This window comes from Croceibacterium salegens, from assembly GCF_009827435.1.
In the GTDB taxonomy this organism is placed as follows: Bacteria; Pseudomonadota; Alphaproteobacteria; order Sphingomonadales; family Sphingomonadaceae; genus Croceibacterium_B; species Croceibacterium_B salegens.
The window spans coordinates 141,167-166,318 of record NZ_WTYM01000059.1 but is presented as its reverse complement, the minus strand read 5'-3'; the positions used below and the strand labels follow the sequence as shown (position 1 = coordinate 166,318).

The window sequence follows — 25,152 nt, the reverse complement described above, 5'->3', positions numbered from 1 at the left end:
TTTGATGCGTATCGCACTCGCCGGAGCCGGCGCTTTCGGTGAAAAGCACCTCGACGGCCTGAAGAACATCGACGGGGTTTCGATCACCTCGATCATCTCGCGCCGGGCCGAACAGGCGGCGGAAGTCGCCGCCAAGTACGGCGCTCCGCATGCCGGCACCGACCTCGCCGAGGCGCTAGCCCGGGACGACGTCGACGCGGTGATCCTGTGCACCCCGACGCAGATGCACGCCGAACAGGCGATCGCCTGCATGGAGGCGGGCAAGCACGTGCAGGTCGAGATCCCGCTGTCCGACAGCTGGGCCGATGCCGAAGCGGTGCTGAAGAAGCAGCAGGAAACCGGCCTCGTCTGCATGGTCGGGCACACCCGGCGCTTCAATCCGAGCCACCAGTACGTGCACAACAGGATCGTGGCGGGCGACTTCAACGTCCAGCAGATGGACGTGCAGACCTACTTTTTCCGCCGCAAGAACATGAACGCCAAGGGCGAGGCGCGCAGCTGGACCGACCACCTCCTGTGGCACCACGCGGCGCACACCATCGATCTGTTCGCCTATCAGGCCGGCAAGATCGTCACTGCCAACGCCATCCAGGGGCCGAAGCACCCGGATCTCGGCATCGCCATGGACATGTCGATCCAGCTCAAGAGCCAGAGCGGCGCGATCTGCACGCTCTCGCTGTCGTTCAACAACGACGGTCCGCTCGGCACCTTCTTCCGCTACATCGGCGACACTGCGACCTACATCGCGCGTTACGACGACCTCGTGACCGGCAAGGAAGAGCCGATCGACCTCTCAGGCGTGACGGTGAGCAACAACGGAATCGAGCTGCAGGACCGCGAGTTCATCGCCGCAATTCGCGAGGGCCGCGAGCCGAATTCCTCGGTGGCCCAGGTGCTCGATTGCTACCGCGTGATCGGCGAACTCGCAAAGAGCCTTGAGGCGCAAGACGGCTGGTCGTAACCATTTCCCAACTTGATTCCGGCAAAATGGAGGAAGGGAGTCCCCATTTATGGGGTCAAGTTGGGAGAGGGGCCAATGGGCAAGCTGGATTCCACGCTGGCCGACGCCGAAACGATGTATCGCAAGATGCGATCGTTGGCCGATGCCGGCGGCACCGATAGCAAGAACGAGATCGTCAAGCTTCGCAGCCGCTATGCGATGCTGATGCTCGAAATCCTGCAGGACATGAAAACCGACGCGAGGTTGCAGGCCGATACTGCGCTCAGGGACGCGTTTTCCGAGCGCTTCTTTGCCTTGCGCCAGGCCCTGGCCGATCACCAGGCGAAATGGCGCCTGCAGGCGATCGAAGATGACATCCAGGGCTATCTGAAGTCGGCCCAGGGCTTGAACTCGGTACAGGACGACTTCTATCGGTGGGTCGGGACCAGCTTCTCGCTCCACTAACGAAGGACCAACTTGACATGCAGCGTACGATCGCCGGACGACCGCTTCACCCCGTCGGCCTCGGCTGCATGAACCTGTCCTGGGCCTATGGAACGCCCCCGGGCGAGGACGACTGCATCGCTCTGCTCAACCGTGCGCTGGATATCGGCTACAACCACCTCGATACCGCCAACATCTACGGCGGCGGCAAGAACGAGGCGCTGCTGAAGAAGGCGGTGATGCACCGCAGGGCTGAGTTCTTCCTCGCCAGCAAGGTCGGAATCGTCGTCGACGGGCCCAAACGCGGCGTAGATTGCAGTCCGGAAGCGATCACTACTTCGCTCGATGCGAGCCTTGAGCGGCTCGGCACCGATCACATCGACCTGTTCTACATGCACCGCTTCGATCCCAAGGTGCCGGTCGCCGACAGCGTCGGGGCGATGGTGCGGGCGATCGAGGCGGGCAAGATCGGCGCCTACGGGGTCAGCGAGTGGAGCGCGGCGCACTTGCGCGAGGCCCACGCCGTGCACCCCATGGCGGCGGTGCAGCCCGAGTATTCGCTGTGGACCCGCAACGTCGAGATCGGAGTGCTCGAAGCGACCAGGGAACTGGGCACCGCTCTCGTGGCCTTCAGCCCCACCGGGCGCGGCGCCTTTGGCGGGGTGCTCAAGGATCCCTCGACGCTCGAAGAGCAGGACCTGCGCACCAGGATGCCGCGCTTCAACGCCGAAAACTGGCCGCACAACCTGCGGTTGGTGGAACGGCTCGGCGAACTCGCCGCCGACCAAAATGTGACGCCGGCCCAGCTGGCGCTGCGCTGGGTCCTCGAACAAGGCGAAAACTGCCACGTCATCCCGGGCACGACGAGCCTCGCACACCTCGAAGAGAATTGGGCCTCCTCCGAGCTCGCCATCCCGGCCGAAGCGATCGCCGAGGCGGGGCGCATCATCAACCACGACACGGTGCGCGGTCATCGCTATCACGACGCGATAAGGCCGACGATCGATACCGAGGAGTTCGAGGACGCATGAAAGACGTAAGGGCGGCGATCGGATATTCCGAACGCACGGAGAGGCGCCCCTTTTTCTATGCCAACGCGCACGAGAAGGACTTCGTCCCGCTGAAGCCGGCCGAAGTGACGATCCACGACGCGCGCGAAATCGACGCCGATCTCGACCGCGAAGGCTTCATGCTGGTGGGGCACGCGAGCGCGGTCGATGACCTGACCGACCTCGAACAGGTGGCCAAGGTCCACCGCGCAGAGATTTCCGACCTGCTCAAGCGCCTGACCGGGTGCGACGAGGTGATGATGACCCCGTTCGGCATCCTGCGCTTCTCCGAGAAGAGCGGCGCGAACGAGGAGCACGACAATTCGCATCCCGCGCGTTTCGTCCACGTCGACATGGCGAAGGAAGATGCCGCCGCGATGCGAGCCAAGGGTGCTCCGGAGGGCAAGACCGTCGTTCGCAGCGCCCAGTACAACGTCTGGCGCTCGCTTGCCGGGGGGACGCAGGACGTGCCGCTTGGCCTCTGCGCCTACCCCAGCATCGCCGCGGAGGACCTGCTCGACTGCCAGGCGATTTTCGACCCGCTCGACGGGAGCCCGGAGTGGGGCTTTGCCAACTACCTTCTGGCGGCGAATCCGGCGCACCAATGGTTCTATTACTCCGACATGCGGCCCGACGAGGCGATCGTCTTCAAGACCAGCGAGAGCGACCCGGAGCGGGCGCAGCTGATGCCGCACGGGGCCTTCGACAACCCGCTTGCCGGGCCCGATGCGCCACCCCGGGTGAGCCTGGAAATGCGCGGGACCTGTTACTGGTATGGCTGAATCGCGGGGGCGAAGCATGTCGATCAAGCGCTTTATCGGGACTGTTCTGACCCTTTCGCTGGCCGGATGCGCCACAGTTCAACAGTCCGATTTTGAACGCATGCAGGCCGAGGCCGACAAGGTGCCCGATACACAGGGCACCGGCCCCTACCCCGCGCTGACGGAACTCGACCCCAACCTTGAAGGCTACGTCGTCTATCGTCCGCGCGATCTCTCGCCGTTCAGGGAGGGTACGCTTGGGGTGTTCGTTTGGGGCAATGGCGCCTGCGCGGCCGACGCGACGAGCGCGCGCCAGCAGCTCGCCGAGATCGCCAGCCACGGCTATCTCGCGATCGCGCCGGGCCAATGGCGCAGCGGCCCCAACGCCAAGTCTCCGCGCCCGGCAAGCGGTACCGGCAACGGCCCATTCGCCACCGAGACGACGGCAACCGACCTTGCCTACGCGCTCGACTGGGCGATTTCGGAGAACGGCCGCGCGGGAAGCCGCTATGTCGGCATGATCGATCCCAACGCCATCGCCCTCGGCGGCTATTCGTGCGGCGGCGTCCAGGCGCTGCGGCTGGCCGACGATCCGCGCATCGACACGCTGGTGATCCAGAACAGCGGCATCTTCATCGAGAAACCCCCGGGCGAGCCAGGAGGCGAGATGGACATGAGCAAGGACCAGCTGGCGGCGATCCACACCCCGGTGCTCTACCTGCTCGGCGGGCCGAGCGACATCGCCTACGCCAACGGCACCGACGACTTCGCCAAGATTGCCAAGGCCCCGGCGATGCTGGTCAACATCCCGACCGGCCACGGCGGAACCTACAACGATGCTAACGGCGGCAAGGGCGCGGCGATCGTCGTCGACTGGCTGCAATGGCACTTGCGCGGCGATTCGGCGGCCAAGGCGGACTTTGCCTGCCCCGACGGCAAGTGGTGCCGCGATCCCGACGTCACCATCGAACGCAAGAACGGGCTCTAAGACTTTTTTCGCCCGCGACCCGGCTCCAGCCGCGCCACACGATAGGTAACTTCATGGTAACCATGAATCGCAGGACGGTCTTAACCAGCGAGGCGTGATTCTCCACCTGTCACCGGAGGCCCGGGGCCATCAGGTCCCTCGGTTCCGGCCCCTCGGTGGCCGATCGCAGAACTCCTTATCTGGGCGGCCCGCAAGGGCCGCCCACTCCCTTTCAGGGCCGGATTCGTACGCCGGCCCGCTTCCGACGCAGGCTTGGAAAGGCAACGCAGCAGGGTCACAAGGTTCTCAGGTTTGACCCAGGCACCTTTCCACATAACTGTTGTATTTTCAGTAAGTTAGGTGGAAAAAGGTCACAGATCGACCGGGTCACACATGCCCGGCGGGAATAAATTCGTCCCGGCCGCACGTCCCCGCGTGGTCAGCGCAACGACAGGGAGCGCACGAGGAGGCAAAGCGACACGGCATCGGCAGGACACTATGCAGGCCGCCGCCGTGTATGAAAGTGTTTTTGCACTGCTGCGAGAACGAGGCGCGCTAGTCGGCGGGGTAATCGGCACCGTAGAGCGCGGCGCGGATGTCGTGGTGCAGCGTGCCGTCGAACGGCGTCTTCTGCGTCGCGAAGACCACCGCCATGTCGTTGGCTGGATCGACCCAGAACAGCATTGAGGGCAGCCCGTCCCAGAAGAACTCGCCGACCGCGCCGCGGTTTTCCTGCGGCGTCTGCGGCGGCCTGGTCCGCACGAAGAAGTCGAGCCCGAAGCCGCCGGTTCCCTTGCTGGGCAACCAGGCCCGGTCGGCCTCGGTAATCCGCGGGTCGAGCTGGTCGGTCGACATGACCCTGATCGTGGCCGGCTGGAGGATCCGCGCACCGTCGAGCTCGCCGTGTCCGAGCAGCATGCGGGCGAAGCGCATGTAGTCGTCGATCGTAGTGACGATCCCCGCGCCGCCCATGGTCATCGGCTTGCCGCGGAAGTTGGCGTCGAGCCAGGCTTCGGTCGGCATCCGGGTGAGCGAGGGCCCGTCGTAAATCGCCGCCAGGTTCGGAAGCATGGTGTCGGGGCATTTCCAGCACGAATGGGTCATGCCGAGTGGCTGGAAGATATGCTCGGCGACATATTCGTCGAACGGCTGGCCCGAGAGCACCTCGACCAGCCGCGCCTGTACGTCGACCCCGGCGCTGTAGTGCCAGTGGGTGCCCGGGTCATAGAGCAGCGGGACCTGCGCCATGAGGTCGGCGAACTGCGCCAACGTGTGGTCGGACGACAGTGGCTGCAGCTCGTTCCACACCGGATCGCTGGGATGCCCGGCGTTGCCGTAGGTGAACCCGGCGGTGTGCCGCATCACGTCGCGGATTACGATCGGGCGGCTTGGCGGGCGCAGCTTGCCGGGCGCCGCCTCGTCATAGACCTTCACATCGGCGAATTGCGGCAGGTAGCGCGAGAGCGGGTCGTCGAGCCCGAACTTGCCCTGCTCCCACAGCTGCATGAGCGCCACGCCTGTGACCGGCTTGGTCATCGAGAAAAGCTGGAACTGCGTGTCGCGCGTGAATGGCCGCTTGCCCTCGCGGTCGGCCATTCCGGCGCTGGCGTAGTGCTGCTCCTTGCCGTCCTTCCAGATGAGGATTTCGTCGCCGACGGTGCGGCCGTCGGCGACGAAACTTTCGAGCATGCGATCGATGCGCGCGGTGTCGAGCACCAGCGGCTCCTGCGCCGCCCCGGCCTGCGGCAGGGCAAGCGCGGCGGCCGCCAGCGCGGCGCAAAAGGCTTTCATGCAACCCCCGCTCAGAGGAATTTCTTGTAGGTATCCAGCATGTTGGCCCAGGCGCGCTCGGCCTCGGCCTCGTTGTAGACCGGGCTGTCGAGCACCGTCCAGCCGTGGTCCCCTCCGTAGACCTCGACCGAGACCTCGGCCTTGGCCTTGGCGCCCGCTTCCTTAAGCTTGTCCTTGTCGGTCGGCGCACGCTCGTCGTCGTTCTTGCCGATGCAGATGAGCGCCTTGGAATCGGCCGCCATGTCGTCGAGCAGGTTGACGGGCGAGGTGGGAGCATCTCCGACCAGTCCGCCGCCGTGGAAGCTGCACGCCGCCTTGGCGCGGTCCGGATTTGCTGCCGCGGTCATGATGGTCCAGCCGCCGGTCATGCAGTAGCCCTGGCTGCCGACGCCCTTGCTGGTGTCGACCGCATCCTGCGCATCGAGCCAGGCGATGATCGCCTTGGCCGATTCCATCACCGCTTCGGGCGTGTTCTTGGCCATCCACGGGCCAACCTTCTGGAAGCCGCCGTCGTTGCGGAACGCCTCGAAGTCGGCGAACTGCTGGCCGGCGACGCTGCGGTAATAGGGATTGGCGACGAGCACCGCATACCCCGAAGCGGCGAGGCGCCGGCCCATGGCCTTGGGCGCATCGCGCAGGCCGCCGATGTCGGGATAGAGGATAACGGCCGGGTGCTTTCCGGTCGCGGGGTGGACGAAATAGCCGTCCATCGTCCCGCCCGGGGCTTCGAAGGTGACGTCGCTTTCCGTGAGCGAGTCTTGCGCCTTGGCTCCGCCGGTCGGTGCACAAGCCGCCGCGGCCACGCCCGCCGCACCCATCACCGTGAATTGGCGGCGGCTGACCCCGCGCTTGGCCGGGTCCATCGCATCCAGTTGATCGAGTTCACACATCGCCAGTCTCCTCTATCCACGCTTGGCGCGAGGATACCGCAACCCCGGCAGGAGTCTAGGCCGCGCCCTAGGTCAGGTCGTCCATCTTCATGCGGATACCGGCTTCGGCCTGGCGCATGGCCTCGCGGCGCAGTTCCTCGATGCGAAGGCGGCCTTCGGGGGCATCCTCGACCGGGAGGGCGGCCATGAGCTTTTCGTGCAGTTCCTCGAAATCGGGGCCGTGCTCGGGATGGGTCAGGATCAACCCGTCCATGTTGGTCATTCCCGTGAGGATCTTCGAGCCGACGACGTAAGGGTCCATCCCTTCCTCGAACGCGGTGCCGAACTGCCTGAGTTCGCCCTCGCGCGCCTCGGCGAAGCCGGTGTCCTTGAAGCTGTCGGGGCGCTTGAGCGCGCTGGTCCAGGCGTTGGTCCGGGTCAGCGCCGGGCAGCACAGCGAACAGCCGATGCCCTGCGGCGCGAGGTTGTAGCGCAGCGATTCCGTCAGCCCGCGCACGGCGAACTTGCTGGCGGTGTAGATGCCCGCCTGCGGGCCCGGCAGGAAGGCGGCCATGCTGGCGATGTTGGTGACGTGGCGGCGGCCGTGCGCGGCCTTGATCTTGGGCAGGAAGCTGACGAGGCCGTTGACCACGCCGCCGAAATTAACCCCCATGATCCAGTCGAAATCGTCGTAGGTCGCCTCGTCGGTCGGGCCGAAGACGGACACGCCGGCGTTGTTCACCAGCACGTGGACTTCGCCGTAGCGGTCAACCACATCGTCCGCGACTTCGGCGAAGCGGGCGCGGTCCGTGACGTCGAGCTTGCAGTAGAGCGGCTGGTCGTAGCCCTTGCTGTCGAACCACGCCTCGGTCGCCGCCTTGTCGTCCTCGTTGCGATAGCTCAGCGCCAGTTTCATGCCCGCATCGGCGAAGGCCTGCGCCACGCCGAGTCCGATCCCCGTGACTGCTCCGGTGACGAAGGCGACGCGGCCTTTCCATTCCGTGGCCCAACCGCCCGGTTGCTCGCTCATCCCTGACTTTCCTCTACCCAAAATCATATCGATCGTTAGTGTTGCATACAAAGATTATTGGGAGAGTCGAGAATGAGTGACGTGGAAGCCCGCCTCGCGGAGCTGGAGCAGAAGGTCGGCGTCCTGGAGGACATCCAGGCCATCCGCCGCCTGCACTGGGCTTATGGCTACTACATCGATTTCAACCGTCCAGAGGAGGTTGCCGAGCTCTTCGCCGAAGACGGCTGCGTGGTCTTCCTCAGTGGCGAGTACGTCGGCCACGCCGGGGTCAAGCGGCTCTATGGCGACTGGATCCAGGGCCGCTTCACCGGCGGCGTGCCGGGCCCGGTCAACGGGTTGCTGCTCGACCACTTCCAGATGCAGGACATCATCACCGTCGCGCCCGACCGCAAGACCGCCAAGGGCCGCTTCCACGGCATCCTGCTCGGCGGCTGGCACGACGATTTCCAGGACACCCGCGAAGAGATGATGCCGCAGCAGTTCATGGAAGCCGGCATCTACGAAAACGACTACGTCAACGTCGACGGGATCTGGAAGATCAAGCGGCTCGACTACATGATGCAGTGGCAGGGCAACTACGAGGAAGGCTGGGCGCACACCACCGCGCACCTGCAGCCCGCCGAAAAGACCTTCCCGGAAGACCCCCTCGGTCCCGACATCCTGCTTTCCGCCGACCAGCACCGCAAGACCTGGCCCTATCGCCAGGACGTGCCGATGCACTTCGCACACCCGAAGTTCGGGGCGATGCTGGCCGGGCAGGAAAAGTGAAGCCCGCCGAAGGGGCGCTGCCTTGGGACTGGCAGTCGCCCCCCTTCGATCCGCGCGACACCTCGGGACGGGACAAGCTCACCACCCGGCAGGTGGCGGAGCGGTTCATCCAGCTGTTCTACGTCGAGGACAACCCGACCGACGCCTTCACCTGCTGGATGCACCCCGACTACATCCAGCATAATCCCAACGCCCCGACCGGGCGCGACGCAACGCTGGCGATGATGCAGGCGAGCATGGCGCGGCTGCCCGACCTCTCGCACGAAGTGAAGCGCGTGGTGTGGGGAGACGCCGACCTCGTGGCCGTACATTTCCACTTCATGCGCGAGGCCGCAACACGGGGATACGCCATCGTCGACCTGCTGCGCGTGAAGGACGGCTATATCGTCGAGCATTGGGACGTCATGCAGGAAGTGCCCGACCCGGCCACGTGCAAGAACCAAAACGGGATGTTCTGATGGTGGTTCGAGACGGGTCTTCGATACGCTCGCAACGCGAGCTACTCAGCCCCTCCTCACCATGAGCGATTCCGTATTACCCGCTCATCCTGAGGAGCGACTGAGCCCGTCGAAGGCGCGTCTCGAAGGACTTAGCAAGGAGGCAAGATGCCCAAACTCGAAGACGGCAGCGAGTTCGGCCTCAAGGGCCACTTCAAGGAAGACTTCTCGGTGCGCACCCGCGTCGGCCTCGCCCCGCGCGCCGGGCACGTCGACCGCGACGCGCCCTACAAACGCATCGCCACCGAGGAGGCCTGGACCTTCCCGGCGCTGGTCAAGGCGCAGGTCGAATACTTCGAGAGCGGCGACGCGCCGGGCGACGACTCGCTCAAGATGGCGGGCATGTTCTCGAGGATGCCTTCCTTGCAGGAGATGCTGCAGAACCTCGGCGGACTGCGCATCCAGCACATGGACGAATTCGGCATCGCCCGGCAGCTCCTGCTGCTGACCGCGCCGGGTGTGCAGGTGGTCAGGCCGGGCGACGGCACCCCGCTGGCGCGCGAGGCCAACGACATCGCCGCCGAAGCCTGCCGCAACCACCCTGACCGCTTCTCCGCGCTCGCCGCCTTCGACCCGCGCGACGTCGCCGGTTCGGTCAAAGAGATCGATCGGGCAATGGGGACCCTGGGCCTCAACGGCGCGGTGCTCAATTCGCACTGGCAGGGCCACTATATCGACGAGCAGGACTATTGGCCGATCCTCGAGGCGATCGAGGCCAACGACGGCGCGCTCTACATCCACCCGACCGCGCCGTTCAACGCGCCGCACTACGAGACACGCGGCTTCTTCGGCGCGCTCGGCGGCTTCCCGCACGACGTCTGGCTGCACACGATGGGGATCATCTTCTCGGGCGCCTTCGACCGCTTCCCCAAGCTCCGGCTGGTCATCGGCCACCTCGGCGAGTGCCTGCCGCTGCACATCTACCGCTTCGACTGGATGCAGGGGAACGCCGACAACCGCGCCGGCCTGCGCGGCGGGCAGCCGCCAGTGAAGCTCAGGCACCCGGTCAGCTATTACTTCCAGAACAACATCTGGGTCACCACCAGCGGCGTCGGCTGGGAGCCGGCGATCAGGTTCTGCCAGGAGGTGATGGGCCCCGACCGCGTGCTCTACGCGATGGATTACCCCTACCAGCAGTCCTTCGACGAGGTCGCCGCCTACGACCGCATGGCGATGAGCCCCGAGCACAAGAAGATGCTGATGGAGGACAACGCGAGGTCGGTCTTCCGCATCAGGGGTTAGCGGGTGGTGTTTCCCAGCCAGCGCACGCGTTCCGGGGCCGGTTTTGCAAACGCGCAACACTCGGCGCGTTTTCCCTAACATAAGTGATAATTAGTGTTGTCACTTTAACAGATGGTATTATCCAGCCCGCGGTTCGCGGCAGGGCAGCAGGGGCCTGCGGACCTAAATGGGAGAAATAATCATGCATCGCCAATCAGCCTTGCGCCGCGGTTTTGCCGCGGGCGCTTCTCTTGCCGTCATTGCCATGGCGCAACCGGCGTTTGCCCAGGACGACAGCGATCAGGGCACATCGGCTACCGCCTCGAGCGACACCGCTGGCGGCAGCAACGAGATCATCGTCACCGCGCAGTTCCGCGAGCAGAACCTGCAGGACACGCCGCTGGCCATCACCGCGGTCAACTCCGAGACGATGGAAGCCAAGAGCCAGACCAACCTGGTGCAAGTGGCCGACAGCGCGCCGAACGTGACGCTGAAGCCGCAGGGAGCCTCGTTCGGCCCCTCGATCTCCGCGTCGATCCGCGGCATCGGCCAGGCCGACTTCAACCCCGCCTACGAACCGGGCGTCGGCATCTATATCGACGACGTCTACTACCCGCAGCTGATCGGCGCGGTGTTCGACCTGCTCGACCTCGACCGGGTCGAGATCCTGCGCGGCCCGCAGGGCACGCTCTCCGGACGTAACTCGGAAGGCGGCTCGATCAAGATGTTCAGCAAGAGGCCGAGCGGCGACGGCAGCGGCTACGTCGAAGCCACTTACGGCACCGGCAACCGCATCGGCCTGCGCGGCGGCGTCGACTTTGCGCTGACCGACGATCTCTTCGCCCGCGTCTCGGGCGTCTTCAAGCAGCAGGAAGGCTACGTCGACCAGCTGGATTTCGGTTGCGTCTTCCCGGCCGGCGGCTCCGCCACGTTCACCGACAACGACGGCAACACCCGCCAGGTCAATCCGGCCGGCGGCATCCCGGCGCTCCAGCCCGACGGCAACTGCCGCGTCGCCAAGCTCGGCGGCGTCGGCTACCAGGCGGTCCGCGGCGCGCTGCGCTACAACCCCTCGTCCGACATCGATATCAACCTGACGGCCGAGTACACGCACGACGAGCACACCGCGACCGGCGAAGTTCTGATCGCCACCAACCTGATCAACAACGGCAACACCAACATCGGCGGCGTCCCGTACGACAACCGCTTCATGTGCGGTAAGTACTGCTCGTTCTCGAGCTATTCCTCGCCGGCGATCGAGTACATCGGTGTCGCCACGCCGGGCTTCCCGTTCTCGGGCCAGCAACTGCTCGCCACCCAGCGCAGCAACCGCAGCCTCTACAAGGGCTACAACCTCGCGGCGAACGCCCACTTTGCGCTCAACGACACGATGAGCATCGACAACATCCTCGCCTACCAGAGCTGGATTTCCGACTTCGGCGTGGACGACGACATCTCGCCGATCCCGCTGTCGGGCGGCTCCAACCACCTGACGCACTGGAACTGGAGCGAGGAACTGCGCTTCAACGCCGAGCTGACCGACACGGCCACGCTCGTCCTCGGCGGCTACTACTTCAAGCAGCGCACCGACTACTTCTCGTACCAGGACCTGCGCTACATCAACACTAGCGGCGGCACCTACACCACGCCGGGTCTCGGGGTGTTCCCGCTGCAGTTCATCCAGCCGGACGAAACGCCGGCGGAGAGCAAGGCCGGCTTCGCCAACGTCAGCTGGGAAGTCATCCCCGGCCTGACTTTCGACGGCGGCGTGCGCTACACCGACGAGAGCAAGGAGTACCACTACTTCCGGCTCAACCCGGACGGCACGGTCAATCCCTATCTCGACCCGATCGGCGCAGCCAACGGTGCGGGCACCCCGGGCGCCCTGACCGGCGCGGTGGCGACGTACAAGGGCAACCGGTGGGACTACCGCGCGGCGCTGAACTACCGCTTCAACGACGCGCTGATGGTCTACGGTTCGTACTCGACCGGCTTCAAGGGCGGCGGCACCAACCCGCGCCCGTTCTTCGCCAGCCAGGTCATCAGCTTCAATCCGGAGGTGCTGACCAACTGGGAAGCCGGCCTCAAGTCGGACCTGTGGGACCGCCGCCTGCGGTTCAACCTGACCGGCTTCTACGGCAAGCTGAAGAACGCGCAGATCGGCACCTCGATCTGTCCGGACGGGTCGACGCCGTGCGCCGCGCTGGTCAACGGCGGCAACGCCCGCGAATGGGGTGTGGAAGCCGAAACGAGCGTTCGTCCGGTCGACGGATTCTCGATCGACGGCTCGATCAGCTACATCAACTTCAAGTACACCAGCCTGATCGCGGGCTCGACCACTGCGCTGACCGACCCGCGGGCCGGCCTGCCCGAGTGGAAGTGGACCGTGGGCGCACAGTACGAGGTCCCGCTCGACGAGATCGGCTCGATCACGCCGCGCATCGACGTCAGCTACCAGGACAAGGTCTACACCGGCGCCAAGTACCTCGGCGATCCGCAGTACATCCCGGCCTACACGATCGCGAATGCCCGGATCACCTGGCGCAATGCGGACAGGGACCTCTCGGCCTCGCTCGAGGTGACCAACCTGTTCGACAAGTACTACTACCTGACTGTGTTCGACCTGCGCGCCGCCGGCGCCGGGCTCGACAAGGCCCAGCCGGGCCGTCCGCGCGAGTGGGCGTTCACCGTCAAGAAGACGTTCTGAGGAACCTCTTCGAACCCCAAACGAGAAGGGCGGCCCCGCGGGGCCGCCCTTTTTCGTTGCTCACGAGGAAATGCTCAGGCGGCGCGGCGCTTCCACTGGTCGATCACCGCCGGGTGGATCTGGCCGAAGAAGCCTATCGAGGCCCGGTGACCCTTGTGCCAGAGCACGCGGCCATTGATCTCGACGCTGCCGGCGATGGTCAGGTGGAGGAACTCGCCATCCTCGCCCCAGTCGCATTCGGCTTCGCACGAACAGCCGTCCGGCGTGATGTCGGAGATCGCTATCGGGAAGGTGCGCGCATCGACGTCGCAGAGCGCGCCGATCGGCGTCGATCGTCTGGCAGTCTTGCGTGCAGGCATCGGGCACTCCGCAGCTATCAGGCCGTCAGCATACCCAAACCTGGTTAACGGGCCGTGGGTTCCCCGTTCATCTGCGCGCCACCCCGGAACGGCACGTCGAACGTGGTCCGGGTCGCCGCGCGCCAGAGCCATTCGAGCGGGCCGTAGCGGTAGTGGCGGAACCACCAGGCGGCCAGCGCGGCCTGGGCCGCAAAGGCAACCAGCCCGATCAACACGGCCTGCGCGTGCGAAATATCGTCCCACAAGCCGAGACCGTAGCCGTAGAGCAGCGGCACCGCGACGAGCGACTGCCCGATGTACAGCGTCAGCGTCATCCGCCCCGGGGCCGCGAACACCGACAGTACTCCGCGCAAGGCGGTGTGCCACAGCTGCACGAACAGCGCGACCTGGAAGGCCATGGCGAAGAGTGACGTCCACTGTGACGCCAGCCACTCGCGGGCCTGCGCTTGCGCGGGCTGGCCGGCCATTGCGGTCAGGGCGGCGGGAAGGAACCATGTCGCCAAGGCCCAAAGGACCGCTGCGACGACCAGCAGCGTTAGCCAGCCTTTCCAGCGGAAGGAAGAAACGGCAAACCAGCTGCGCCTTTGCGCAACCATCCCGACAAGGAACAGGCCGACGATCTCCATCACTCGCCCCGTCTCGAGGTAATAGGACCATTTGCCGACGGTCCCGGGGCCAAGATTGTCCGCGGCGACCTGCAGCCACGTGCCGTTGACCAGTGTCGGCAGGCTTCCCCAGGTGAAATAGAGCGGGTCCGCGGTTGCCCAGGACTGGCCCTGGCCGGCGGCCCATAGCCGGACAAGCTGAGGCAACTGCAGGAAAGCCAGTGCGGCAATCGCGAGCAGCACGCGGTCGGATTTCACCCGGTCGAACGGGATCAGAAGCAGGCCGATCACCGCCAGCACCTGCAGGATGTCGCCGCGGTAGAAGATCGCGTGAAACGTGCCGAAGGCGAAGAGCAATACCAGCCGCCAGGTGAAGCGCATCGTAAAGTCGCCGCCGCGTGCCCGCTCGTTGCCCATGATGGTGGCAAACGAGAAACCGAATAGCAGCGCGAAGATGGCGAAGGCCTTGCTGCCGAACAGCGCGAACACGCCGTCGAACCAGGCGTCGGGCTGCGGATCGATCCAGATGACCTCGAACCGTTCGACGCAATGGACCAGGAACAGCCCGAGCAGCGCGAAACCGCGCAGTGCGTCTACCAGTTCGATCCGCTTGTTCGTCATCGGCACTCCCCTCGCGGGGCATGTGCAGGCAATTCGCCGCGGGCGCAATCGAATTGCCCCCGCGGCGATCATGCTTGTCAGGCGGTGACGTGGCTCCAGACTTCGTCGGCAACTTCCACGCACAGCCGGATCTTGTCGGCCTGCTGTTCGGTGGTGATGTCGTTGCCGTGCACGGTGCTAGCAAAGCCGCACTGCGGGCTCAGCGCGAGCTGGTCGATGTCGGCGTACTTGGCCGCCTCATCGATGCGCCGCAGGATGTCGTCGCGCGTTTCGAGGTCGCCGAGCTTGGTCGAAACGAGGCCGAGCACCACGGTCTTGCCCTTGGGCAGGAAGCGCAACGGGGCAAAGTCCCCCGAACGGGCATCGTCGTATTCGAGGAAGAAGGCGTCGATGTCGCATTCGTTGAACATGACTTCGGCGACCGGATCGTAACCGCCCTCGGCCGCCCAGCTCGACCGGAAGTTGCCGCGGCAAAGGTGCATGGCCTTGATCATGTCGGCCGGCGCATCGGCGAAGCTGGCGTTGATCAGCTTGGCGTAGTTGTGGGTGATGCTGTCCGGGTCCATCCCGCGGTTCTGGGCATCGGCGCGGTGGCCGGTGTCGCACAGGTAGGCGAGGTTGGTATCGTCGAACTGGATGTAGCGGCAGCCGGCATCGGCGAGGTCGGCGATCTCGTCGCGGTAGGCTGCGGCAACGTCATCGTAGAACATCTGCATCTCGGGATAGACGTCCTCGGGAATGCCTGCCCGGCCGGCGCGGAAGTGCAGCATGGTCGGGCTCGGGATCGCCACCTTCGGCGTCTCCGTCACATGCGCGGCGAGGAACTCGTAATCGCGGCGCTGGATCGGTTTCACGTGCTCGACCTTGCCGGTGATGATCATTTTCGGCGGGGCGAAGTGGACGTCGACGCCCTTGTCGTTCTTGAACGCCTTCTTGATCCCGCCGGTCTCTTCGACGCCGGAGAGTTGCAGCAGGAAGTCGGTGTGGAAGAACAGGCGGCGGTACTCGCCGTCGGTGATCGCCTTGAGGCCCAGCGATTCCTGCCATTTGGCAAGCTCGGCGATGGCTTCGTCCTCGATTTCGCGAAGCTCTTCATAGGAAATGTTTTCCGCCGCGCGGTGCTGGCGCGCCTCGAGGACGGACTTGGGGCGAAGGAACGAGCCAACGTGGTCGGCGCGCGAAGGCAGCTTTGTGCTCATGGGTGTCCTGTCAGACCAGAGTTTCAAGTTAGGCCAGAGTCATGGCGCGGGCTCGCGCTCGGCTGACGGTTGGGCCAGAGTCGTGGCGCGGGCTCGCGCTCTGCTGACACCGCACAAATAGGGCATTCGCGCACACTCTGGCAAGCACTCTTCGCGATCGCAGCAACGCTTGACCGGACTCGCGTCCCTTTTGTAAGCGATACTTACAATAACGGCCGTGACTAATCGGGCCGCGCGGAGAGGACATGGCTGACGTCACGCTCTATCACTGGGAGCCCAACGCGAACTCGGGCAAGCCGATGCTGGCGCTCGCCGAAAAGGGTGTCGCGTTCGACAGCCACTACATTGACATGCTGAAGTTCGACCAGCACCAGCCGGAATACCTCGCGGTCAATCCGCAGGGCACGATCCCGGCGATGACGCATAGCGGGCCTTGGGGCGAGCGGGTGCTGACCGAGAGCACCGCGATCATGGAATATGTCGACGAGGCGTTCGACGGACCCTCTCTGATGCCGGCCGACCCGCAGGACCGCTGGCGGGTGCGCTGGTGGATGAAGTTCATGGACCAGTGGCTCGGCCCGAGCTTCTCGATGATCGGCTGGTGCACGTTCGTCGGCCCCTCGCTGGCCCACAAGTCGGAGGAAGAGCGCGAGGCGATGATTGCGCGCATTCCGCTGCCCGAACGCCGCGCCGCCTGGCGCAAGGCGATGTTTGCCGAGTTCAGCGAAAGCGAGCTGGCCGAAAGCAGCCGCCGCATCGCCAAGGGCGTGGCGCTGCTCGAAGAGGAGCTCGGCAAGCGCGAATACGTCGCCAGCAACCAGTATTCGCTGGCCGACATCAACATCTTCAATTCGACCTACATGCTCCCCGTGGGCAACGCCGACCTGTGCAGCCCCGAGCTGACGCCGAACATCTGGCGCTGGCTCAAGACGGTCTATCGCCGCCCGGCGGTACAGGAGACCTGGGCGATGGGCAGCGGCCGCTTCACCGACCGCTTCAACGCGATCATGGGGGATTTCGTCTGATGAGCGGCGCAGTGCTCTACCATGGCGAGCCCAACGGGCCGTCGCTGTCGGTGCTCGCGGCGCTGGCAGAAAGCGGTCTCGATATCGAGTGCCGCCCGATCGACCTGCTTGCCGGGGAACGTCACACGATTTCCGGCAGCACCGACAGCGTCGCCATGGACTTCGCGGTCGAAGGCGAAGGTCCCGTGCTCGTTGCCAATGGCGAAGCGATGAGCGAAGCGGTGTTTCTCGCCCAGTACTTCGACGAGGCCGCGGGCGGTTGCGGGCTCCAGCCGAACGATCCTTACAAGCGTTGGCAGATGCTTATGTGGTGCCGCCAGGCGACCGAGCGGCTCTCGCCTGCCGTCGCCTATCTCGGGATTTTCGCGACTTCGCAGCGTCGGTTGGCCGAACTCGACGCCGGGACTTTCGATACCCTGCTCGCCTCCATCGCCAGCGAGGACCTCCGCGCACGCTGGCAGGACCTGCGCGACGACCGCGTCGATGCCGCCAAGGTCGCCGACAGCAAGGCCAAGGTCGCGCAGTTCGCCGAGCGGGTCGAGAACCAGCTGGCCGACGGGCGCGCGTGGCTGATGGGCGATTTCTCCATCGCCGACCTCGAAACCTTCGCCTGGCTGCGCCCGATGCGCTCGCTCGAGGCCGACGCCTTTGCCGGCAAGGGCCGATGCAGCGCGTGGATGGACCGTGTCGAGGCGCGTCCGAGCGTGCAAGCCGCGCTGGCCCGCGCTACCACCGATCACCCCGAGCGCGCGTTCGCGCCGGGACCCGAAATCAATCGCTGGGGCTGAACGGCCCCTTGGGAGAGTAAGAGCGATGAAGAACTGGAGCCTCGCCGCCGCCGCGGCGCTGTCGATGGTGCTGGCCGCCTGCAACAACGCGCCCGAGGCATCCGACGCCCCGACCGAAGGCGTCACCGACGCCATGATCGCGGCCGCCGACGGCAACGAGTGGCTGACCTACGGTCGCGACTACGGCGAGCAGCGCTTCAGCCCGCTGACCCAAATCAGCGGCGACAACGTCGGCCAGCTCGGCCTCGCCTGGTTTGCCGACCTCGACACCGCGCGCGGGCAGGAAGCCACGCCGCTGATGCACGACGGCGTGCTCTACATCACTACCGCATGGTCCAAGGTCATGGCCTTCGACGCGAAGACCGGCACGGTGAAGTGGACCTACGACCCCGAAGTTCCACGGTCCACGTTGGCTGTCGCCTGCTGCGACGCGGTCAACCGCGGCGTCGCGCTCTACGGCGACAAGGTCTACGTCGCCACGCTCGACGGCGACCTCGTCGCGCTCAACCAGTCCGACGGCAGCGTCGCGTGGCGCAAGCAGGTCGTGCCCGACAAGGACAACTACACCATCACCGGCGCACCGCGCGTCGCGCACGGCAAGGTCTTCATCGGCAGCGGCGGCGCCGAATACAAGGCGCGCGGCTTCCTCGCCGCCTACGACTGGAAGACCGGCGAGGAGGCATGGCGCTTCCACACCGTGCCCGGCAACCCGGCCGACGGTTTCGAAAACGACGCCATGAAGACCGCCGCCGACACATGGAAGGGCAACTGGTGGGAGCTCGGCGGCGGCGGCACCGTGTGGGATTCGATCACCTACGATCCGGTCAACAACCAGGTGCTGGTCGGCACCGGCAACGCCGAGCCGTGGAACCCCGGCGCCAACGGCCGCCTCGGCAGCGGGGAAGCAGCCGAGGGCAACCTCTACACCAGCTCGATCGTCGCGGTGGACGCCGATACCGGCGCTTACAAGTGGCACTTCCAGGAAACCCCGGAGGACCGCTGGGACTACGATTCCAACGCCCAGATCACGCTTGCAGACTTGACCATAGGCGGAGAGCAGAAGCACGTCGTCCTGCACGCGCCGAAGAACGGCTATTTCTACATGTTCGACGCCGCGACCGGCAAGTTCATCGACGCCAAGGCGTGGACCGACATGAACTGGTCGACCGGCATCGATCCAGCTACCGGACGGCCTGCAATCAACCCTGAGGCCCGCTACGAGCAGACGGGCAAGCCCTGGGTCAACGTTCCCGGCGCAGGCGGCTCGCACAGCTGGCAGGCGATGAGCTTCAGCCCCGCGACCGGCCTCGTGTACATCCCCGCCAACTTCGCCGGGTTCCCCTTCGTGGCGAAGAAGGACTTCAAGCCGAGCGACATCGGCTTCCAGACCGCCATCGATAGCGCGGCAACGGCGATGCCGGCCGACGAAAACGTCCGCGCGGGCGCGATGGCCGGGACCACTGGCGCGCTCGTCGCGTGGGACCCGGTGGCGCAGAAGGAGGCCTGGCGCGTGCCCTACAAGGGCCCGTGGAACGGCGGCACGCTGGCGACCGCTGGCGGCCTCGTCTTCCAGGGCACCGCCACGGAGGAATTCAACGCCTACAGCGCGGCCGACGGCAAGAAGCTGTGGTCGTTCCCGACCCAGTCCGGCGTCATCGCCGCGCCTATGACCTATGCCATCGACGGTGAACAGTACGTCGCCGTTCTGGCCGGCTGGGGCGGCGTGTGGGATATCGCCCCGGGCATTCTCAGCTCTGTCAGCGGACCGCCGCGCAACATCAGCCGCCTGCTGGTCTTCAAGATCGGCGGCACTGCCAAGCTGCCTGACGCGCCGAAGTTCCCCAAGCGCGTGCTCGATCCGCCGCCGGTGACCGGAACCGAGGCGCAGATCGCTCACGGGGCCGACGTATACGGACGCTATTGCAGCGTCTGCCACGGGGATGCCGCCGTCGCCGGGGCGCTCAACCCCGACCTGCGCTATTCGGCGACGCTCAACAGCCCCGACGCGGTCAAGGCGATCGTCATCGACGGCGCGCTGCACGACAACGGCATGGTCTCGTTCAAGGCCGCGCTTTCGGCCGACGATGCCGAGGCCGTCCGGCAGTACGTGATCAAGCGATCCAACGAGGACAAGGCGCTCGAAAAGAAGGGCGGCGGGAGCTCCTGAGAAGGCCCGTTGGCGTAGTCAAAAAGCACCAATCTTGCTAGGAATCGGCTCAAACCGGATTCGAATTACACGAGAGGACATCCAGTCATGAACGAAGTGACCACCATCGACCGCACGCAGCGGGAATATTCCGATGCCGTGAAGAAGGCGCTGGCTCGCAAGCCGCAGCTCTACATCAACGGCGAATGGGTCGACAGCTCGGGCGGAGCGACCATCGACGTCGAGGATCCGTCCTCGGGCAAGGTCATCTCCAGCTTCGTCGAAGCGACCGACAAGGACGTGGACAGGGCCATCGCCGCCGCGCGCACCGCCTTCGACGACCGCCGCTGGCGCGACATGCCGCCGGTTGCTCGCGAGAAGGTCATGCACAAGATCGCCGACCTGATCGAAGATCACGCTGACGAACTGGCGGAGCTCGAAGCCATCGACGTGGGCAAGCCCAAGGGCATGGCCTCGGTCGTCGACGTGCCCGGCGCTGCCGCGCACTTCCGCTACATGGCTGGCTGGGCCGGCAAGATTGGCGGCGAAACTCAGGCGCCCTACGCCATGCCCGGCGGCATGATGTTCGGCTACACCCTGAAGGAGCCGGTCGGCGTCTGCGCGCAGATCGTGCCGTGGAACTTTCCGCTGCTGATGGCCTGCCTCAAGCTCGCCCCGGTGCTCGCGTCGGGCTGCACCAGCGTACTCAAGCCGGCCGAGCAGACCAGCCTCACCGCGCTGCGTCTCGCCGACCTGATCCACGAAGCCGGCGTCCCGGCGGGCGTGATCAACATCATCACCGGCTATGGCCACACCGTGGGCGACCGCATGGTCAAGAGCCCCAGCGTCGACAAGGTGGCCTTCACCGGTTCGACCGAGATCGGCAAGCTGATCAACCGCAACGCCACCGACACGCTCAAGCACGTCACCCTCGAACTGGGCGGCAAGAGCCCGGTCGTGGTCATGCCCGACGTCGATGTCGCCAGCACCGCCCCGGGCGTGGCCGGCGCGATCTTCTTCAACTCGGGACAGGTCTGCGTCGCCGGTTCGCGGCTCTATGCCCACAAGTCGGTGTTCGACAAGGTCGTCGAAGGCATGGCCGAAACCGCCCCGTTCTGGGCCCCGCGCCCCTCGCTCGACCCGGAAGGCCACATGGGCCCGCTGGTCTCGAAGGAACAGCATGAGCGCGTACTCGGCTACATCGAAGCCGGCAAGCGTGACGGTGCCAGCGTGCTGATGGGCGGCGACGTCCCCAGCAACGACGGCGGCTACTACGTCAACCCGACGATCCTCACCGACGTGAACCCGCAGATGAGCGTGGTTCGCGAGGAGATCTTCGGCCCGGTCGTGGTGGCGCAGCGCTTCGAGGACCTCGACGAGGTGGTCAAGGAAGCCAACGACACGCAATACGGCCTCGCCGCGGGTGTCTGGACCAAGGACGTCAGCGCCGCCCACAAGATCGCTGCCCGCCTCCAGGCCGGTACGGTGTGGGTCAACTGCCACGCCATGATCGACCCGGCGCTGCCGTTCGGCGGCTACAAGGAGAGCGGCATCGGCCACGAACAGGGCCGCCTGGGGCTGGAAGCCTACCTGGAGACCAAGTCGGTACTGATGAAGCTGTAACAAATCGGTATGGGGTGGGCTCTTCGGCTCACCCCATCCCGTCATGCTGAACTTGTTTCAGCATCCATTCTGCCTTCCTTTCGGCGGTAGCGAGCAAGGCACGATGGACCCTGAAACTAGTTCAGGGTGACGGCCTGTCGGAACGCAAGGAATCTCTTTTGCCCATCGACCTTTCCAAGATCCGCGCCATCGACGTGCACGTCCACGCCGAAGTCTCGTGCCACGACCCGGAAGACCCGGTGATGGGCAAGTTCTTCGATGCCGCCAGTGCCTATTTCAAGGCCCCGCGCGAGCGGCCGAAGATGCCCGAGATCATCGAACTCTATCGCGAGACGCAGATCGCCTTCTGCATGTTCACGGTCGACTGCGAGAGCGGCATGGGGGCGAAGCGCGTCAGCAACTATGAAGTCGCCGAGATCGCCAACAGGAACGACGACATCTGCATCCCCTTCGCCAGCATCGACCCGCACAAGGGCAAGTACGGTGCCCGCGAGGCGCGCGACCTGGTCGAGAACCACGGGGTCAAGGGCTTCAAGTTCCACGGCATCGCGCAGAACGCGCATCCGGCGGACCGGATGGCCTATCCGATCTACGAGGTGATCAACGAGTACAAGCTGCCGGTCATCTTCCACACCGGACACTCGGGCATGGGCACCGGGATGCGCGGCGGCGGGGGCATGCGGCTGAAGTACGGCGAGCCGATGCTGATCGACGACGTCGCGGTCGATTTCCCCGACATGAAGATCATCCTCGCGCACCCGAGCTGGCCGTGGGTCGACCAGAGCCTGTCGATGGCGCTGCACAAGGACAACGTCTTCATCGACCTCAGTGGCTGGAGTCCGAAGTACTTCCCCAAGCAGGTCATCACCTACGCCAACACCCAGCTCAAGCATAAGATGCTGTTCGGCAGCGATTTCCCGCTGATCCACCCGGACAAGTGGATCAAGGCGGCGCAGGAAGTCGGCTTCCGCGAGGAAGTGATGCCCGGCATCATGAAGGACAACGCGGCGAAGGTCCTGGGCCTGGCGTAACAACCAGTCAGCCCGGTCCCGGATCAAGTCCGGGATGTTCCGGGCCGGTGCTTTTGTTCTTGGGCGTTGCGCCAGAAGGGAAGCACCGCCCCGGAACAGGTCCGGGGTGACAACAAGGGAGAGGCAAGTGACTGATTTCAACGGCATGCACATTGCCGTCACCGGGGCATCGACCGGGCTGGGGCTGGAAAGCGCCAAGCTGCTCGCCTCGCGCGGGGCGCGCGTCTCGATGATCGCCCGACGCCAGGAGGTGCTCGACGAGGAAGCCGCGAAGATCGGCGCCAACGCCGCGGGCTTCGCGGCAGACGTCGGTGACAAGGCGCAGCTCGAAGCCGCGCTGAGTGCCGCCGCCGGACATTTCGGGCCGATCGAAGGGCTGTTCGCCAACGCCGGGCTGACCGGCGGCTTCACTCCCTTCACAGCCTTCGACCCCGACGAGTTCGAGAAGACCATCAAGGTCAACCTGATCTCGGTGTTCTGGGCGATCCAGAAGGTCCTGCCGCCGATGATCGAGGCCAAGAAGGGCGTGATCCTCGTCACCGGATCGATGGCCAGCAAGCGCGGCATGGCGATGAACCCCGCCTACGTATCCTCGAAGCACGGCCTGCTCGGCCTTTCCCGCGCAGTGGCGGTCGAGATGGCGCCGCACAACATCCGCTGCAATTGCGTGATCCCCGGCTTCATCGTCACCGAGGCGATGGACCGTATTCCGGAGCACCAGAAGGGCCTGATCGCCCAGCGCGTGCCGATGAACCGCATGGGCAACCCGCACGAACTGGCCGAAGTCGCCGCCTTCCTGTTGTCCGACGCGGCGAGCCACGTCACCGGGCAGGACTGGGCGGTCGACGGCGGCGTGCTCGAAAGCTTGGAGGTCTGACGATGGCGCTGAAATACTACCACGCCGAACCCATGGCGAACTCGCTCAAGTCGATGATCCCGCTCAAGGAGAAGGGCCTCGCCTACGAGAGCGTCTACGTCGACCTGCACAAGTTCGAGCAGCATTCCGACTGGTTCACCGCGATCAATCCCGAGGGCCAGGTCCCGGTGCTCGACCACGATGGAACGATCATCACCCACACGACGGTGATCAACGAATATCTCGAGGACGTCTTCCCCGACGACCAGCCGGCCAGCGGCCCGTTGCGGCCGAAGGACCCGGTCGGCGCGGCGCGGATGCGGTACTGGAACAAGTTCGTCGACGAGCAGGTGATGAACTACGTCAGCATGCACGGCTGGCATAGGCTGATCCGCCAGATCACCAAGTCGATCGAGGAAGACCGCTTCGAGGAACTGATGAGCCACGTCCCCCTGCCCGACCAGCAGAAAAAGTGGCGCACCGCGCGCTCGGGCTTCGAGCAGAAGGATCTCGATCACGCGCTCGACAAGATCGAGTACGCGCTGAACAAGGTTGAAGCGCAGCTTGGCCAGACCGCCTATCTCGCGGGCGACAGTTACGGCCTCGCCGACATCAATTTCTACGCCCACTGCGGCCTCAGCGTGAACCGCATGTTCCCGAAGTTCGACGTGGATGCGAACTATCCCAACATCGTCCGCTGGCGCGAGGCGATCAGCGACCGGCCGGCGGTTCAGAAGGCGCTCGCCGCCGAGGATCGCACCCAGCCGGGTCTACGCACATGGAGCGGCGACGGCCGCGAGCACAGCTAAGCAGGAGAACGACTCAATGCGCGCATGGATGCTTCCCGCCGGATCGGACGGATTCGACAAGCTCTACCTGGCCGATGACCTCCCCGATCCCGTGCCCGGCCCGGGCGAAGTCCTGATCGCGCCCAAGGCATGGTCGATCAACTACCGCGACTTCGCGGTGGCGAGCGGCCGCTACTTCGGCGGCGTGCTGCAGAAGCCGACCATTCCGCTGTCCGACGGCGCAGGCGAGGTCCTCGCGGTCGGCGCGGGCGTGACGAAGTTCAAGGTAGGCGACCGCGTCGCCGGGGCCTTCTTCACCGACTGGCAGGACGGCCCGCCGAAGATGAGCATGGCGCTCGGCGACGGCATGGGCCCGGGCATGCTGGCCGAAAAGGTCGTGCTGCCCGAAACCGGCGTCGTGCACATGGCCAAGAGCCTCGACTACGCGCAGGCGGCCTGCCTGCCCTGCGCCGGGGTGACGGCGTGGAACGCGCTGTTCGGCGGGCACGAGACCAAGGCCGGCGACAAGGTGCTGGTCCTCGGCTCGGGCGGCGTTTCGATCCTCGCGCTGCAGATCGCCAAGGCCGCCGGGGCCGAGGTCATCGCCACTTCCAGTTCCGACGACAAGCTAAAGGACGTCGTCGCGCTCGGGGCCGACCACACCGTCAACTACAAGACGACGCCCGAATGGGGTCCGGTCGTGAAGCAGGAATTCGGCGGCGCCGATCACGTGGTCGAAGTCGGCGGCACCGGCACGCTCGGCCAGTCGATGGCCGCGCTCGCCCCGGGCGGCGAGATCGCGATGATCGGCGTTCTCGCCCAGGGCGATCCGCCCGATCCGCGCGGGCTGATGATGACCGGCGGCAGCTTGCGCGGCATCTTCGTCGGCAACGTTGCCATGGCCGATGCGCTCAACGCCTTCGTCGACCAGCACGGCATCAAGCCGGTGATCGGCAAGACCTTTGCCTTCGAGGAGACGGACAAGGCCTATGCCCACGCACGGGGGCCGGAGAGCTTCGCCAAGACGGTGATTGCGCTATAAGAAGCTAGCAATTCGTCATTGCGAG

23 protein-coding genes are annotated in these 25,152 nt (G+C 65.4%); 17 read left to right on the top strand and 6 right to left on the bottom strand.

Features of this window, described 5'->3' with window-relative positions; translation table 11 throughout:
- Positions 1 to 4: 4 nt before the first annotated feature.
- The 5 genes from GRI89_RS16950 (at position 5) to GRI89_RS16930 (ending at position 4,182) form a co-directional block, all read left to right on the top strand.
- Positions 5 to 961 carry a Gfo/Idh/MocA family oxidoreductase gene (locus tag GRI89_RS16950; RefSeq protein WP_159798113.1) on the top strand — a complete coding sequence of 319 codons (957 nt, stop codon included), beginning with the start codon at positions 5 to 7 and terminating at the stop codon, positions 959 to 961.
- A 75-nt stretch (positions 962 to 1,036) separates the two neighbouring features.
- Positions 1,037 to 1,405 carry a hypothetical protein gene (locus GRI89_RS16945; RefSeq protein ID WP_159798111.1) on the top strand — a complete coding sequence of 123 codons (369 nt, stop codon included), beginning with the start codon at positions 1,037 to 1,039 and terminating at the stop codon, positions 1,403 to 1,405.
- 17 nt (positions 1,406 to 1,422) lie between these two features.
- Positions 1,423 to 2,415: an aldo/keto reductase gene (locus GRI89_RS16940; RefSeq protein ID WP_159798109.1), complete on the top strand. Its 993-nt coding sequence runs from the start codon at positions 1,423 to 1,425 to the stop codon at positions 2,413 to 2,415.
- The gene (locus tag GRI89_RS16935; protein WP_159798107.1) at positions 2,412 to 3,215 is read left to right on the top strand and encodes a CmcJ/NvfI family oxidoreductase; all 804 of its coding nucleotides are present in this window, start codon (positions 2,412 to 2,414) and stop codon (positions 3,213 to 3,215) included. The genes GRI89_RS16940 and GRI89_RS16935 overlap by 4 nt, the downstream gene beginning before the upstream one ends.
- A 16-nt stretch (positions 3,216 to 3,231) precedes the next feature.
- The gene (locus GRI89_RS16930; protein WP_159798105.1) at positions 3,232 to 4,182 is read left to right on the top strand and encodes an alpha/beta hydrolase; all 951 of its coding nucleotides are present in this window, start codon (positions 3,232 to 3,234) and stop codon (positions 4,180 to 4,182) included.
- A 534-nt stretch (positions 4,183 to 4,716) separates the two neighbouring features.
- On the opposite strand, the gene GRI89_RS16925 is transcribed toward GRI89_RS16930, so the two are convergent.
- From GRI89_RS16925 to GRI89_RS16915, 3 genes are all read right to left on the bottom strand, one after another.
- Entirely contained in the window at positions 4,717 to 5,952 is a 1,236-nt protein-coding gene (locus GRI89_RS16925; protein WP_159798103.1) for a serine hydrolase domain-containing protein, read from the bottom strand.
- A gap of 11 nt (positions 5,953 to 5,963) precedes the next feature.
- A complete protein-coding gene (locus tag GRI89_RS16920; RefSeq protein ID WP_159798101.1) occupies positions 5,964 to 6,842 on the bottom strand; it encodes a dienelactone hydrolase family protein in 879 nt (292 codons plus the stop codon).
- Between the two features lie 67 nt (positions 6,843 to 6,909).
- Positions 6,910 to 7,851 (bottom strand): SDR family oxidoreductase, encoded by a 942-nt coding sequence (locus tag GRI89_RS16915; RefSeq protein WP_159798099.1) that lies wholly within the window; start codon positions 7,849 to 7,851, stop codon positions 6,910 to 6,912.
- Between the two features lie 72 nt (positions 7,852 to 7,923).
- On the opposite strand from GRI89_RS16915, the gene GRI89_RS16910 reads away from it, so the two are divergent.
- The 4 genes from GRI89_RS16910 (at position 7,924) to GRI89_RS16895 (ending at position 13,044) form a co-directional block, all read left to right on the top strand.
- Complete coding sequence (locus GRI89_RS16910) at positions 7,924 to 8,619, top strand: nuclear transport factor 2 family protein (protein WP_159798097.1); 696 nt, start codon at positions 7,924 to 7,926, stop codon at positions 8,617 to 8,619.
- Complete coding sequence (locus GRI89_RS18110) at positions 8,616 to 9,077, top strand: nuclear transport factor 2 family protein (RefSeq protein WP_159798095.1); 462 nt, start codon at positions 8,616 to 8,618, stop codon at positions 9,075 to 9,077. The genes GRI89_RS16910 and GRI89_RS18110 overlap by 4 nt, the downstream gene beginning before the upstream one ends.
- A 147-nt stretch (positions 9,078 to 9,224) precedes the next feature.
- The gene (locus tag GRI89_RS16900) at positions 9,225 to 10,358 is read left to right on the top strand and encodes an amidohydrolase family protein (protein ID WP_159798092.1); all 1,134 of its coding nucleotides are present in this window, start codon (positions 9,225 to 9,227) and stop codon (positions 10,356 to 10,358) included.
- Positions 10,359 to 10,539: 181 nt separating this feature from the next.
- On the top strand, positions 10,540 to 13,044 hold the full coding sequence (locus GRI89_RS16895; RefSeq protein WP_159798090.1) for a TonB-dependent receptor: 2,505 nt from the start codon (positions 10,540 to 10,542) through the stop codon (positions 13,042 to 13,044).
- Positions 13,045 to 13,118: 74 nt separating this feature from the next.
- Here GRI89_RS16895 and GRI89_RS16890 read toward each other — a convergent pair whose 3' ends face one another.
- The 3 genes from GRI89_RS16890 to GRI89_RS16880 all read right to left on the bottom strand — a co-directional run bounded on the left by GRI89_RS16890 (position 13,119) and on the right by GRI89_RS16880 (position 15,828).
- A complete protein-coding gene (locus GRI89_RS16890; protein WP_159798088.1) occupies positions 13,119 to 13,403 on the bottom strand; it encodes a hypothetical protein in 285 nt (94 codons plus the stop codon).
- Positions 13,404 to 13,447: 44 nt separating this feature from the next.
- Entirely contained in the window at positions 13,448 to 14,629 is a 1,182-nt protein-coding gene (locus tag GRI89_RS16885) for a DUF418 domain-containing protein (RefSeq protein ID WP_159798086.1), read from the bottom strand.
- Between the two features lie 77 nt (positions 14,630 to 14,706).
- The gene (locus GRI89_RS16880; RefSeq protein WP_159798084.1) at positions 14,707 to 15,828 is read right to left on the bottom strand and encodes a 5-methyltetrahydropteroyltriglutamate--homocysteine S-methyltransferase; all 1,122 of its coding nucleotides are present in this window, start codon (positions 15,826 to 15,828) and stop codon (positions 14,707 to 14,709) included.
- A 245-nt stretch (positions 15,829 to 16,073) separates the two neighbouring features.
- On the opposite strand from GRI89_RS16880, the gene GRI89_RS16875 reads away from it, so the two are divergent.
- The 8 genes from GRI89_RS16875 to GRI89_RS16840 all read left to right on the top strand — a co-directional run bounded on the left by GRI89_RS16875 (position 16,074) and on the right by GRI89_RS16840 (position 25,127).
- Positions 16,074 to 16,853 carry a glutathione S-transferase family protein gene (locus GRI89_RS16875; protein ID WP_159798082.1) on the top strand — a complete coding sequence of 260 codons (780 nt, stop codon included), beginning with the start codon at positions 16,074 to 16,076 and terminating at the stop codon, positions 16,851 to 16,853.
- Positions 16,853 to 17,641 (top strand): glutathione S-transferase family protein, encoded by a 789-nt coding sequence (locus GRI89_RS16870; RefSeq protein ID WP_159798080.1) that lies wholly within the window; start codon positions 16,853 to 16,855, stop codon positions 17,639 to 17,641. The genes GRI89_RS16875 and GRI89_RS16870 overlap by 1 nt, the downstream gene beginning before the upstream one ends.
- 25 nt (positions 17,642 to 17,666) lie before the next feature.
- On the top strand, positions 17,667 to 19,808 hold the full coding sequence (locus tag GRI89_RS16865; RefSeq protein WP_159798078.1) for a PQQ-dependent dehydrogenase, methanol/ethanol family: 2,142 nt from the start codon (positions 17,667 to 17,669) through the stop codon (positions 19,806 to 19,808).
- A gap of 87 nt (positions 19,809 to 19,895) precedes the next feature.
- Positions 19,896 to 21,410, top strand: a complete 1,515-nt coding sequence (locus GRI89_RS16860; protein ID WP_159798076.1) for an aldehyde dehydrogenase family protein — start codon at positions 19,896 to 19,898, stop codon at positions 21,408 to 21,410.
- Positions 21,411 to 21,568: 158 nt separating this feature from the next.
- The gene (locus GRI89_RS16855) at positions 21,569 to 22,441 is read left to right on the top strand and encodes an amidohydrolase family protein (protein WP_159798074.1); all 873 of its coding nucleotides are present in this window, start codon (positions 21,569 to 21,571) and stop codon (positions 22,439 to 22,441) included.
- Positions 22,442 to 22,568: 127 nt separating this feature from the next.
- Complete coding sequence (locus tag GRI89_RS16850; protein WP_328598323.1) at positions 22,569 to 23,318, top strand: SDR family NAD(P)-dependent oxidoreductase; 750 nt, start codon at positions 22,569 to 22,571, stop codon at positions 23,316 to 23,318.
- A 2-nt stretch (positions 23,319 to 23,320) separates the two neighbouring features.
- The gene (locus tag GRI89_RS16845) at positions 23,321 to 24,106 is read left to right on the top strand and encodes a glutathione S-transferase family protein (protein WP_159798070.1); all 786 of its coding nucleotides are present in this window, start codon (positions 23,321 to 23,323) and stop codon (positions 24,104 to 24,106) included.
- Positions 24,107 to 24,122: 16 nt separating this feature from the next.
- Complete coding sequence (locus GRI89_RS16840) at positions 24,123 to 25,127, top strand: zinc-dependent alcohol dehydrogenase family protein (RefSeq protein ID WP_159798068.1); 1,005 nt, start codon at positions 24,123 to 24,125, stop codon at positions 25,125 to 25,127.
- Positions 25,128 to 25,152: the final 25 nt, after the last annotated feature.